This is a genomic window from Mesobacillus campisalis (assembly GCF_000986785.1).
GTDB lineage: Bacteria > Bacillota > Bacilli > Bacillales > Cytobacillaceae > Mesobacillus_B > Mesobacillus_B campisalis.
Map to the genome: position 1 here is coordinate 303737 of NZ_LAYY01000101.1, position 13598 is coordinate 317334.

Here is a 13598-nt window from a genome sequence, read left to right on the forward strand (position 1 = left end):
AATATTATTTGGAGGCTTGAAGATGATCAAAAAGGTGGATCACATCGGTGTAGCTGTCAGGTCACTGGAAGAGGCATTGCCCTTTTATACAGATGTATTGAGATTGCCTTTGCTCGGCATCGAAGAGGTTGCCAGTGAGCGGGTGAAGGTAGCGTTTTTAAAAGTTGGCGAAGTGAAAATTGAGCTCCTGGAGCCAACCTCGAGCGAAAGCCCGATTGCCCGTTTTATTGAAAAGCGGGGTGAGGGAATCCATCATGTGGCTCTCGGAGTGGATTCAATTCAGGAGCGGATCGATGAACTAAAGGACAAGGGTATTGCGATGATACAGGACAAGCCGAAAAAAGGTGCCCATGATGCCCTGGTCGCATTCATGCACCCTAAGTCAACTGGAAGCGTTTTATATGAATTGTGCGAAAAGAAGGAGAGAGAGTAATGGCTGACATCTATGAAAAAATAAATGAATTGTATGACCGCCGCAGGGAAATCGAGCTGGGAGGCGGCGATGAAAGAATTGAAAAGCAGCATGAAAAAGGCAAGCTGACAGCAAGGGAAAGGATTGACCTCCTCGTGGATCCCGGCAGCTTTGTCGAGCTGAATCCTTTTATTGAACACCGGTGTACGGATTTCGGACTTGAGAATCAAAAGGGACCCGGCGATGGGGTTGTTACAGGCTACGCAAAGGTGAATGGCCGTCCGATTTATCTGTTTTCCCAGGACTTTACCGTTTTTGGCGGAGCACTCGGGGAAATGCATGCCAATAAAATCGCCACTGTCATGGATCTGGCCGCCAAGAATGGGGCGCCATTCATTGGGCTGAATGACTCGGGCGGAGCAAGGATCCAGGAAGGTGTCGTGTCCCTCGACGGGTATGGACAGATTTTTTACCGGAATTCCATTTACTCGGGGGTGATTCCGCAAATTTCTGTCATAATGGGGCCTTGTGCAGGCGGAGCGGTATATTCTCCTGCCATTACGGATTTTGTTTTCATGGTTGAAAACACCAGTCAAATGTTCATTACTGGGCCTAAGGTGATTGAAACGGTAACAGGTGAAAAGATTACAGCAGAAGACCTTGGCGGTGCCCGCGTACATAACACTATCTCCGGCAATGCCCATTTTTACGGAAGCACAGAAGCTGAAACGCTTGAAATGGTGCGTGCGCTCCTCAGCTATCTGCCTCAGAACTTTGAAGAGAAGCCTCCACGGCTGGAAGCGGACCTTGACGATGACTACCGTCCCGACATGACGGATATTGTGCCATTTGATGCCATCAGGCCATATGATGTGCGCGCGGTCATTGCGGAAACAGTCGACAAAGATTCGTTTTTGGAGATACAGAAGGATTTTGCGAAGAATATTGTCATCGGCCTTGCCAGGGTTAAAGGAGAGGTGGTTGGACTTGTCTGCAATCAGCCGAAGTTCATGGCGGGCGGGCTTGATATTGACTCCTCGGATAAAGCTTCCCGATTCATCCGTTTCTGCGACTCTTTTAACATTCCGCTTATCACCTTTGAGGATGTCACAGGCTTCTTTCCTGGCATCAAGCAGGAGCACGGCGGCATTATCCGTCATGGAGCAAAGATCCTTTACGCCTATTCGGAAGCGACAGTGCCCAAATTGACGGTTATTTTGCGAAAAGCATACGGCGGTGCATATGTCGCGCTGAACAGCAAGTCTATTGGCGCCGACCTTGTGTTTGCATGGCCTAATGCGGAAATTGCCGTTATGGGGCCACAAGGGGCAGCCAATATCATATTTGCAAGGGAAATCCAAAGCAGCCCGAATCCGGAAGAAACACGACAGCAGAAGATTGACGAGTACCGTGAGAAATTCGCCAATCCATATGTAGCTGCCAGCCGCGGCATGGTGGACGATGTCATTGATCCGCGGGAAACACGGATCAAAATCATTCAGGCCCTGGAAATGCTGCGAACCAAGAAGGAAAGCAGACCAGCAAAAAAACATGGGAATATTCCACTTTAAAGACTCTTAAATTAAAAATTTGATGGGATAAAGCTGCTGACGGTATACTAAGATAGCATTACATAAGATGGAGGTCCTTAATCAATGATTAACAATGAACGATTGCTAAATGAATTTCTCGAATTGGTGCAAATCGATTCGGAAACAAAGCATGAAGGCGAAATTGCCAAAGTCCTGAAACAAAAGTTTCTGGACCTGGGCGTCGATGTGTTTGAAGACGACACCACTGCTCAAACGGGGCACGGAGCCGGAAACCTTATTTGCACCCTGGCCGGAACCAAGGAGGGCGTGGATCCAATCTATTTCACCTCCCATATGGATACGGTTGTGCCTGCCCGTGGCGTCAAACCTTCCATCAAGGATGGATATGTTGTGACTGATGGAACAACAATCCTTGGGGCGGATGACAAGGCTGGACTTGCGGTCATGCTGGAGACAATCACTGTCCTAAAAGAACAGCAGATTCCCCATGGAACCATTCAGTTTATTATTACAGTGGGCGAGGAGTCCGGGCTTGTCGGCGCCAAAGTTCTCGATCCATCCCGTCTGACAGCCAAATACGGGTATGCTCTTGACAGTGACGGCAAAGTGGGAAATGTGATTGTTGCTGCTCCTACACAGGCGAAAGTGCTGGCGAAGATTTATGGAAAAACGGCGCATGCCGGAGTAGCTCCAGAGAAAGGCATTTCTGCGATTACAATGGCTGCCAAGGCTGTTGCGAAAATGCCGCTTGGCCGCATTGACGAAGAAACGACAGCCAATATCGGCCGCTTCGAAGGAGGAACGCAAACAAATATCGTTTGCGATTATGTGGAAATTTTGGCGGAAGCCCGTTCCCTGGTGCCGGAAAAAATGGAAGCACAGGTTGGCAAGATGAAAGAAGCCTTTGAGAGTGTGGCTGAACAAATGGGCGGCAGAGCAGATGTCCAAATTGATGTCATGTATCCAGGCTTCAAATATGGCGAAGGCGACCAGGTGGTTGAAATCGCCCGCACCGCAGCAAAGAAAATCGGCCGAAGCTGCGAACTTCTGAAAAGCGGAGGCGGCAGTGATGCCAATGTGATTGCCGGTTTTGGAATTCCGACTGTCAACCTTGCTGTCGGCTATGAAGAAATCCATACGACCAATGAAAGAATGCCAATCGAGGAACTCGAGAAGCTTGGCGAAATGGTCATCGCAATCATCCAGGAAGTTGCCGGACAATAAAGGAGTAAAAGAGCATCCGCGTGATGCTCTTTTTTTACTTAGTTCACAAAACATTCCTATCTGTTTACTCTTTCACAATCTTTATTCCATTACTATAAGGGTAATGAATAAATTATCCAGGGAAAGGGATGCACACGCCTATGCCAAAGCTGTTGTATATTACAGCCAATCCAAAAAGTGATGTCCGCTTATCAAAAGGAGCGCAAATCGGGGAGGTTTTTCTCGATACTTTCCTGCAGGAACGCCCGGATGTCGAGCTTGAAAGAATGCATTTATATGAGATGGAGATACCGCAGATCGACATGGATCTATTGTATGCCCGTGCCAAGCTTTCCTTTATGGGATACAGCTTTGAGCAGCTATCGGCAGGGGAGCAGGAGAAATTTACTGCCATGCACGCCCTGGCAGACCGGTTCATTGATGCCGATTACTATGTTTTTGTGACGCCTATCTGGAATTTGGGGGCACCTGCCATTCTTAAGGCATTTATGGACAATATGTTCCTCATTAACAAAACATTCATTTCTACCCCGGAAGGCCCAAAAGGGTTGCTGACGGGAAGGAAAGCGATTCATATCCAGACACGCGGAGGCATTTACTCAACAGGTCCACTGGCGGACTTCGAAATGGGAGACCAATATATCACAAAGGTGCTCACTTTCCTTGGGATGGACGTCATGGATACCGTGGTTGCGGAAGGAATGGACCATTTCCCAAAAAAGGCGCCGGAAATCATGGCGAAAGCCAAGGAAAAGGCCGTGGAGTCTGCCAAGGAAATGGCAGGAAGCAAGGTTTCCATCCAACTAAAAGCTGGTCTATCCTAAACCCGCAGCCATGCGGGTTTTTTCATGAATTCCGGCTGAATTGCGAGGAGCGGAGCCTCTGTTATTTTTACAAGGGAATGCTAAAATAGAAGCAGATTTTCTTTAGGATGTGAGGATATGAAAGAGATGTATCCAAAGAATGGACGGGTCATCCTGCATGTGGATATGAACAGTTTTTATGCCTCTGTCGAGATGGCCAGCAATCCGTCGCTAAAAGGAAAGCCGCTGGCTATTGCCGGGAATCCCGAAGAGCGGCGGGGAATCATCGTGACCTGCAGCTATGAAGCCCGCAAGTTTGGCGTTAGGACGACGATGCCGCTTTGGGAAGCCAAGAAGCTTTGTCCGCAGCTGATCGTCATGACACCCAATTTTGACAGGTATCGGGCCGCTTCTGCCGAAATGTTTGAAATCCTGAGACAGTTCTCGTCCCTTGTAGAGCCAGTTTCGATTGATGAAGGTTATATTGATATTACCGGCAGCCAAGAACTTGGCTCTCCAATGGCGATTGCCGAGGATATCCAAAAGACAATTCTCGAGCAGCTGGACCTGCCTTGCAGCATAGGCATCGCCCCAAACAAATTTCTTGCCAAGACAGCTTCGGATATGAAAAAGCCGCTGGGCATCACCATTTTAAGAAAGCGCGACATCCCCCATATTCTCTGGCCGCTGGAAGTAGGAGAAATGCATGGGGTGGGAAATAAAACAGCGGAAAAACTGAAAGGGATTGGAATTGATACGATTGGGACGCTGGCAAAGTCCAATGAAATCCAACTAAAAGCCTTGCTTGGAATCAATGGGCTCAGGCTGAGGGAAAGAGCAAATGGAATCGACAGAAGGCCGGTTGACCCCGAGTCTGTTTTTGATTTTAAAAGCATTGGGAATTCAACCACGCTGCCCAAGGATATTGCCAATCAGCAGGAACTGATCAGGGTGCTCGAGCGGCTCTCTGAACAGGTTGCTGCAAGAATGAAGCGAAAACAGGTGCTCGCTGAAGTCATTGGCATCACCATTCGATATAAAAACAGGAAGACCATTACAAGAAGCCACAAGCTGGAGAATCCGATTGGGCGAAAAGAAGAGATATTAGCGGAGGCCAGGCAATTGTTCATCAAAAACTGGGATGGGAATCCAGTAAGGCTGCTTGGCATAACAGGGACAGGGCTGGTGGAGGCGGAATCGGCCGTAAAGCAGCTGGACCTATTTTCTTATGAAAAGGATGCGGAAAAAGAACCCCTGATGAATACAATGTCCATGTTGCAGGAAAAATACGGGAACAATATCATTGGCCATGCCTCAAGCCGGCTCCGGCAGAGCCAAGGGGCGTCAGGGAGGAATGATACCAGCTTCAATAAGGATTTTCTGCAGCAAAGAAATCAGGAGAAACCTAAAAAAGAGTAATCAATCAGGTGGTTATTTTTCACACTGATAGTTAAAATATAAAACGAACAGTATGCTTGTTATTTGCAAACTTCGGTAACTTATTGCTAAATTAGAGTGTACTCATTTTATCAACTATAGAACAGTTAGAAGGGACGTCGTAAAATGTCAAAGCAACAAATCGGAGTCATCGGCCTTGCGGTCATGGGAAAAAACCTGGCATGGAACATGGAAAGCAAGGGCTATTCAGTATCCGTCTATAACCGTTCCCGCGAAAAAACGGATGAAATGCTGGAGGAATCAAAAGGAAAAAATATTGTTGGCACTTTTTCCATTGAAGAATTTGTCCAGTCATTGGAGAAGCCGCGTAAAATCATGCTTATGGTTAAAGCAGGCGGACCAACCGACGCAACAATTGAGCAGCTGAAGCCGCATCTGGAAAAAGGGGACATCCTGATTGATGGCGGAAATACCCTTTATACGGATACACAGCGCCGAAACAAGGAGCTAAGTGAACTTGGCTTCCACTTTATCGGGACTGGTGTTTCCGGCGGAGAAGAAGGAGCACTCAAAGGACCTTCCATCATGCCTGGAGGCCAGAAGGAAGCGTATGACCTTGTGGCACCTATCTTTAAGGATATCTCTGCCAAAGTAAATGGCGAGCCTTGTACTACATATATTGGTCCCGATGGAGCTGGCCATTATGTAAAAATGGTGCATAATGGGATTGAGTATGGGGATATGCAATTGATCTCGGAGGCGTACTTCCTGCTGAAGAATGTCCTGGGCTTGACCGCAGAGGAGCTGCATAAGGTATTTTCCGAGTGGAACAAAGGAGAGCTTGACAGCTACCTGATTGAGATTACAGCCGATATCTTTACTAAAGTCGATGAGGAAACGGGCAAGCCGCTTGTTGACCTTATCCTGGATACAGCTGGCCAGAAAGGAACTGGGAAGTGGACAAGCCAAAGCGCCCTGGATCTTGGTGTGCCACTGCCGCTTATTACGGAATCCGTATTCGCCCGTTTTATTTCAGCAATGAAAGACGAGCGAGTGGCTGCCAGCAAAATTTTGCGCGGCCCTGAGGCGGCACCTTTCACCGGAGACCGCGAGGCGTTTATCGAGTCAGTCAGAAAAGCATTGTATATGAGCAAAATCTGCTCTTATGCCCAAGGATTTGCCCAAATGCGGGCGGCTTCCGAGGAGTACGGCTGGGACCTCCGTTATGGCGACATCGCCATGATTTTCCGCGGCGGCTGCATCATCCGTGCCCAGTTCCTTCAGAAAATCAAGGAAGCCTATGATCGGGATCCTGGCTTGAAGAACCTTCTTCTTGATCCATATTTCAAGGAAATCGTCGAAAGCTACCAGGGTGCATTAAGGGAAATCGTAGCCGTCTCTGCCCAAAACGGCATCCCTGTCCCTTGCTCTGCGTCTGCTTTAGCGTATTACGACAGCTACCGGACAGAAACGCTGCCTGCCAACCTGCTGCAGGCACAGCGCGACTATTTCGGTGCCCATACGTACCAGCGTGTGGATAAGGAAGGCATCTTCCATACTGAGTGGATGAAATAGGATTTTGAGTTAATAACCAAAAACAGCAGTCCAATTCGCAACTGAATTGGACTGCTGTTTTTGGTTGGGTTTCTGGGATGTCATTGTTGATTTTTCATATAGGCAAAGAGTTTATAAGCGGAGAAATTCCGGTTAATGTATATATCAGAGGCTTTCGAAGCAGAAATAAGCGGACTTATTCCGATTAACCTCTCAATATCGGAATAAATCTTAGGATAAAATGAATATAAACGGAAAAACTTCCCTTATTTTTCGGGAAATGGTGGTATTTCCCGATTTAAGCGGAAATTGTCCGCCTATTTTTCAAACTTGGTATTGGAAACAACTTTGGAAGCCAGCCTTCACTGTAGAATGATGAAAAAAAGAGTGTTCCCCAAGGGACTTCTCCCTGGAAACACTCTTTTCAAATTAACAGGTTTCTACATCTAAATCAGTGACCGGCCACCAGAAAAATCCGTCTTTCTCCAACAGCTCATCAGCTGCTTTTGGTCCCATGGTGCCTGATTCATAATTTGGGAAGCTTTCTTTTTCATTTTCCCAAACGGCGGAAATGTTGTCGACAAAGCTCCAGGAAAGGGCTACTTCATCCCAGTGGGTGAAGTTGGTCGCATCTCCCCGCAGGCAGTCATACAGCAATTTTTCATACGCTTCAGGCGTATTCAGGCCATCTATGCCTTTGTTTGCATAGCTTAGCTTGACAGGAGTGGAATTAAGAGACTGGCCGCTCCTCTTTGCATTGAAATAGAGGGTGATGCCTTCTTCCGGCTGAATGTGAATAACGAGAAGATTCGGATTGACGGAACCTTCCTGCTTGTTATATAAATCCATCGGGATATCCTTGAATTGCACGACAATCTTGGTGGATTTTGCTGCCATCCGCTTTCCTGTCCGGATATAGAATGGGACTCCTGCCCAGCGGAAATTGTCAATCATCAGCCTGCCGGCCACGAATGTTTCCGTATTCGATTCAGGGCTGACCATCTCTTCCTGATTATAGGCCGGGACTTCCAGGTCCTGGATTTTCCCTTTTCCATACTGGCCTCGTACAAAGTATTGATTGACATCACTGTCCTTAATTGGACGCAATGCCCTGAATACTCTAACTTTTTCGGACCGGACTTCATCGGTTGTCAGGCGGATTGGGGGTTCCATGGCCAGCAGCGCGACCATCTGGAGCATATGGTTTTGGACCATGTCCCTTAGAGCCCCGCTCTTTTCATAATAGCGTCCGCGTTCTTCAACTCCAAGAACTTCGCTGGATGTTACCTGGATGTTTGAAATAAAGCGATTGTTCCAGAGCGGCTCGAAGATGGCATTGGCAAAGCGGATGACCTCGATATTTTGGACCATTTCCTTGCCGAGATAATGATCTATCCTGTATATTTCATCCTCGGAGAAAGCTGTCCTGATTTGATTGTTCAATACCTTTGCTGAATCAAGATCATGACCGAATGGCTTTTCAATCACAAGCCGCTTGAACCCTTGAGTTTCCGTAAGTCCATCCAGTTTCAGATGTTCGGCAATGGTACCGAAGAATTCCGGAGCCATTGCCAGGTAAAAAATCCGGTTCCCTTTAAGTCCATAGTGGCTGTCCATTTCCGTTGCCAGCCGATTTAACGCTGCATACGAATTCGAATCCGTCACATCGTGAGAGTGGTAGTAAAATCTTGAAGCAAACTCATCAATTTCGCTGTTTTCCGCACCATCGGGATTTACTGACTGCTTCACATTATTCTGAAATTCCTCGTTGGTCAGTGTCCTTCTTGCGACGCCAATTACAGCAAAGCGGCCAAGCTGCTCTTTTTTAAACAGGTTATATAGGGACGGGAACAACTTTCGTTTCGCCAGGTCCCCTGTTGCACCGAAAATCATGATTAACGCAGTGGGTTTTTCGATTTGTGCCAATGTCAAGAACCTCTCTTTATCTTTAATGTGTTACCTATGTAAACTACTCTGTACAAGTATAAAATTTTAGCTGTTTTATCGCAAATTGGCAAATGAAAGATGTCTATAGTTTTGTTCCGGCGCTTCCAATTTATCCTCCCAATTGTGATATAGTAGTAGCAGAATCTTTATAGCCCGCTGTCCGCGCGGCAAACGGGCTCCATAAAAGGAGATATGAAACATGGAAGTTTTTTTTCTTGGAACAGGGGCAGGCATGCCCGCCAAGCCGAGAAATGTTTCCTCTGTCGCATTGAAGCTTCTGGAGGAAAGGGGCTCTATCTGGCTTTTTGACTGCGGCGAGGCTACACAGCATCAAATTTTACATACAAATATTAAACCGCGCAGGATAGAAAAAATCTTCATTACCCACCTGCATGGAGATCATATTTATGGATTGCCGGGCCTGCTTTCCAGCCGTTCGTTTCAGGGCGGAGATACCGAAGTAGCGGTATATGGTCCTGCAGGCCTGAAGGATTATATAGCGGTCAGCCTTAAGGTGAGTAAATCCTATTTAAGTTACCCAATTAAGATAGTTGAAATTGAAGAAGGCATCATCTACGAAGACGATCAATTTATAGTTGAAGCCAGGCTTCTGGACCATGGGATTGCTTCCTATGGATACCGTGTCATCGAAAAGGACAGGCCGGGGACGCTGCTTGTGGACAAGTTGAAAGAATCCGGCGTCCAGCCTGGGCCCATTTATAAAAAAATTAAGCAGGGTGGCTCAGTGGAGCTCGAAGACGGCCGTATGCTCCATTCTGCAGAGTTTCTCGGTCCTGCCCAAAAAGGCCGTGTGGTGGCGATTCTTGGCGATACCAGGACATGCGAAGCTGCCCGCATTCTTGCTGCCGGTGCCGACTTGCTCATCCATGAAGCAACCTTTTCCGGGGGGCAGGAGGAGCTCGCCCGTGAGTATTTCCACTCCACTACCCTGCAGGCGGCTGAGACGGCGCTGAAAGCACAGGCTAAACGGCTTTGCCTTACCCATATCAGTTCGCGATTTGATCGGGAGGACTGGAAAATGCTCGAGCAGGAAGCGAGAAGTGTATTTCCGGACACCGTGGTTGCTGAAGATTTTATGGAAATAACGGTCCCTTTGAATTGAGTGGCCTGGCTTCCGGGTGCCAGTCGGCTTAAATCTTGCTAAAATCCTAAACAAAACAGTTCTTCATACCTTGATGAAGAGCTGTTTTCACTAGTATCCGGGACGTAAAAACTGCTTGAAAAGAGAATAGTTAGTCAAAAAGCAGCGTGGGAAAAACTATATGTTTTTCCCACGCTGCTTTACTAATTTTGGAAGAAACCTAGTTTGTTGCTGCTGCCCATAAAGACATGATAAAGACAACTTCTCGACTTATTATGGACTTGTTACCATAATTATGTGAAATGTATAATCAGTTGAAGATTCTAAATATTTAAAATGAAAGGAGATTTATTATGGGGAAAAAATGCTATCGAAAATGGCTTTCGGGTGCCTTAATTGTAGTGTTGATTACTAGTTTCTTTCAATTCAGTGCAAGTGCCGAAACAAATAAAGATCAGCCTGTGGTTGCAAAATTGAATGGCCGCGGTTTTAAAGAAGTGCAGAATCTGGGTACTCCTGCTACAGGTGCGGTTGTTACCGATGCAATATTTGGAAAAGAGAATGGTAAAGATGTTGTTTACACAACGGCAAACGGAGGGTTATTTAATGTCATTGATGTTAAAAACAATACGGTTCTCTTTAATGAGCAATTAAGAAAAGTAAATCAGGTTTGGACACATAGTATTGCTCCGGATGGAACCGTATATATTGCTGGATTAGCAGAAAAGAACGCAGGGGAACTTTGGAGTTATTCACCAGAAACAAAATCTGTTAAGAATTTAGGGATTCCAGATGCAAGCCATCAATTCTGGAGCAGCGCAACAGATGAGGATGGAAACGTCTATATCGGAACATACAAAGAAAAAGAAGGAAAGATTTTTAAATACGATGTTTCTAAACAAGAATTTGTTGATTTAGGAAAAGTAGATGTGGAGGGTGATGCTAGTTATGTACGGTCGTTGTCCTACCACAACGGTTTTGTATATGCAGGCTTAGGGGTTACTGGAAATGTATACCGGATTAATACAGAGACTCTTGAAAAGGAGAAAATCACCAAAAATGCACCTGACATTCTTGAAACAACAGTTGAAGGAATGGGATTCGCTTATGATATGGAGGTAGCTGGAAAGTACCTTGTTGTCAGATTTAGTGAAGTAAGTGCTATTTTGTTTTATGATTTAGATTCACAAGAATGGATTAAGGAATCTGTAATAGGTAAAATCGGTGATGGTTCTGAAGATGACTATGGGGCTTTTGGATATTCCCAATTAGCTGTGCATGATAACAAAACCTACGTGATTAACAATCGTCATATTATGGAGATTGATCTAAACACACTGGAAACAAGGGAAACTGGTATACGTTATCCTGCAGGATGGCGGGGTAGTGCTCTTATTGACTTTGGGGAGGATTTCACAGATCTTCGTCTTGTTTCGGTAAAAAGATCTGGAGAAATTATGACCGTGGATTTGGCTGCCAATAAGATAATCGATTTACCATTAGCGATGAATGGTAATTTGCCGTTAGATTTGCATAGTCTTGGGCTTGGTCCTGATGGGAACCTGTACATGACGACATACCCTGGAGGTCCCAAAGGGGCAAGATATAATACGAAAACAGGTGAAATTACCACGTATTCTCAAGGTCAAGCAGAAGGCATGGTGGCCGGAAATGGCTCTGACATGTATTTTGGAATATACTCCGGAGCATCTATTCAAAAGATGAATACAGATACACTAGGAATACAAACACTTTTCAACTTATATGATGAGTATGAACAAGACCGTCCATATATTATGAAATTCGAGAATGAAAAACTATTAATCGGTACGATTCCATACTATCAAAAATTAGGAGGAACGTTAACCATCTATGATCCTGCTTCAGGAGCAAGAGAGACGTACAGGAATGTTGTTCAAGACCAAAGTATCGTTGGACTTGCTTATAAAGATGGGAAGATTTATGGCTCTACCTCAATCCGAGGAGGATTGGATATAGAACCAACTGCCAAAAAGGCAAAAATGTTTGTGTGGGACGTCGAAGGTAAAAAGAAAATTGCAGAATTTGAATTGGACTTCCCAGAATTGGATACACCACCAATGATCAGCGGGTTAACCTTTGATAAAGATGGTTTGTTATGGGGAGCAGTTGACGGAATATTATTTGCGATGAACCCCCAAACGTATGAAATTGTAAAATCTAAGAATCTGTATCCGAATATCAAAAATAGAGGGATGTGGAGACCTGTTCATATCCTGTTTGGTGAAGATGGTTTACTGTATACGGATATCGGTGGGAAGCTAACTGTTGTGAATCCAAAATCCGACGATCTCAAGCATGTTAGCTTAATTGAGTCTGGGCCTGAGGTTTCGTTTATCGAACTAGCATACGATAACGAAGGCAATCAAAATATTTATTTTATAGACGGTGACAGCAAATATTTAAAAATGATTCCTGTCATTGATGGAGGTAAACTGCCTGTTGTACCCGTATACGAAACAGTGCCAGTATCCTTTGCAAACCAAGGGTTTGAGGAATTAGCCGGAGTAGATAACCGTATTCCAGGCTGGTCATCTTTATTTACCCTTACAAATAACGTTTCGTATGGGATAACCAATGAAAAGTCCAAAACAGGAGACTATTCCTTGAAAATTACGGATAGGGCTGCAAATGAAACAGTGTTTGTCGTATCAGATCCAATTCCGGTTACAGCTGGTGTTGAGTATACGGGTTCAGTTGAAATGTATTTAGAGGATGGCAGTGCAAGCTTCTTTATACGTTATTTTGATGGAGCTGGTAAACAAGTTGGGGCAGACCGGGATGGTGTCAACATTATACATGTTAGGGGCGGACATAAACAATGGCAAACTGTACGTGCTACTGTCACTGCACCTGATCATGCAGTATCTGCAAAATTATTTGCAGGGGCTTCTAACTTCTTTACAACATCAGGGGCGTATTACGATGATTTCAAACTTACTTTTGAAAGAGAAGTTGTACTGGATAAAGTTGTTATCTCCGCAGAAGATACGTTACTTCAAGGTGAAGAAATGGAAACGGAACTGTCTGTCCTCCTTACGAATGGAGAGTCAGTCGATTTAGACGAAGTTGATGTCGTATGGGCAAGCAGTTCACCGAAGGTTGCAACAATAGAAAACGGGAAAATCTCCGCGAAAAATGCAGGAACTGCCGAGGTTCAGGCAATCGTGACTTACCAAGATAAAGAATACATGTCGAATAAACTTACAATTAAAGTCAATGTCACCACAGGTACATTAGCCATGCAGATCACAGAGCTTCAAGCATCAAAACAAATCGACCACTCGTTAGCAAAACAACTAACAAATCGATTAAAACAAGCTGAGCATTTTGATGATATAGGCTATGTCAAACAAGCACAAAAACACCTGGATGACTTCACAAAACATCTAAATAACAGTAATGCTGATAAAGAAATAAAAGAAATGCTAACCAACAACGTAAACGCAATAGGGGAATGAGGCAAGGCAGAGACAGTTTTACAGGAAAATAGTTTATGAAAATAAAAAGTACACCGGCTATGATAAATCTCCCGTTGTACTTTTTTATCTTAATTGATATCCACA

9 protein-coding genes are annotated in these 13598 nt (G+C 45.2%); 8 read left to right on the top strand and 1 reads right to left on the bottom strand.

The genetic code is table 11. The features are described 5' to 3' along the window. Positions 1-22: 22 nt before the first annotated feature. The 6 genes from mce (at position 23) to gndA (ending at position 6965) form a co-directional block, all read left to right on the top strand. Positions 23-433, top strand: a complete 411-nt coding sequence (mce, locus tag WQ57_RS25440) for a methylmalonyl-CoA epimerase (RefSeq protein ID WP_046526413.1) — start codon at positions 23-25, stop codon at positions 431-433. Further along, complete coding sequence (locus WQ57_RS25445; protein WP_046526414.1) at positions 433-1983, top strand: acyl-CoA carboxylase subunit beta; 1551 nt, start codon at positions 433-435, stop codon at positions 1981-1983. Before mce ends, WQ57_RS25445 begins: the two co-directional genes overlap by 1 nt. Before the next feature lie 84 nt (positions 1984-2067). Then, the gene (locus WQ57_RS25450) at positions 2068-3189 is read left to right on the top strand and encodes a tripeptidase T (RefSeq protein WP_046526415.1); all 1122 of its coding nucleotides are present in this window, start codon (positions 2068-2070) and stop codon (positions 3187-3189) included. 140 nt (positions 3190-3329) lie between these two features. After that, positions 3330-4013 (top strand): FMN-dependent NADH-azoreductase, encoded by a 684-nt coding sequence (locus WQ57_RS25455; protein ID WP_046526416.1) that lies wholly within the window; start codon positions 3330-3332, stop codon positions 4011-4013. Positions 4014-4130: 117 nt separating this feature from the next. Next, positions 4131-5411, top strand: a complete 1281-nt coding sequence (locus WQ57_RS25460) for a DNA polymerase IV (protein WP_046526417.1) — start codon at positions 4131-4133, stop codon at positions 5409-5411. A 144-nt stretch (positions 5412-5555) separates the two neighbouring features. Further along, positions 5556-6965 carry an NADP-dependent phosphogluconate dehydrogenase gene (gene gndA / locus WQ57_RS25465; RefSeq protein WP_046526418.1) on the top strand — a complete coding sequence of 470 codons (1410 nt, stop codon included), beginning with the start codon at positions 5556-5558 and terminating at the stop codon, positions 6963-6965. A 408-nt stretch (positions 6966-7373) separates the two neighbouring features. Here gndA and zwf read toward each other — a convergent pair whose 3' ends face one another. Further along, on the bottom strand, positions 7374-8870 hold the full coding sequence (zwf, locus tag WQ57_RS25470) for a glucose-6-phosphate dehydrogenase (protein ID WP_084820385.1): 1497 nt from the start codon (positions 8868-8870) through the stop codon (positions 7374-7376). A gap of 220 nt (positions 8871-9090) precedes the next feature. Between zwf and rnz the strand changes: the two genes are divergently transcribed. Both rnz and WQ57_RS25480 read left to right on the top strand, forming a co-directional pair. Beyond that, positions 9091-10014 carry a ribonuclease Z gene (gene rnz, locus WQ57_RS25475; RefSeq protein WP_046526419.1) on the top strand — a complete coding sequence of 308 codons (924 nt, stop codon included), beginning with the start codon at positions 9091-9093 and terminating at the stop codon, positions 10012-10014. A 332-nt stretch (positions 10015-10346) separates the two neighbouring features. Beyond that, positions 10347-13493 carry an FIMAH domain-containing protein gene (locus WQ57_RS25480; RefSeq protein WP_052948883.1) on the top strand — a complete coding sequence of 1049 codons (3147 nt, stop codon included), beginning with the start codon at positions 10347-10349 and terminating at the stop codon, positions 13491-13493. The last annotated feature ends 105 nt before the right edge of the window (positions 13494-13598 follow it).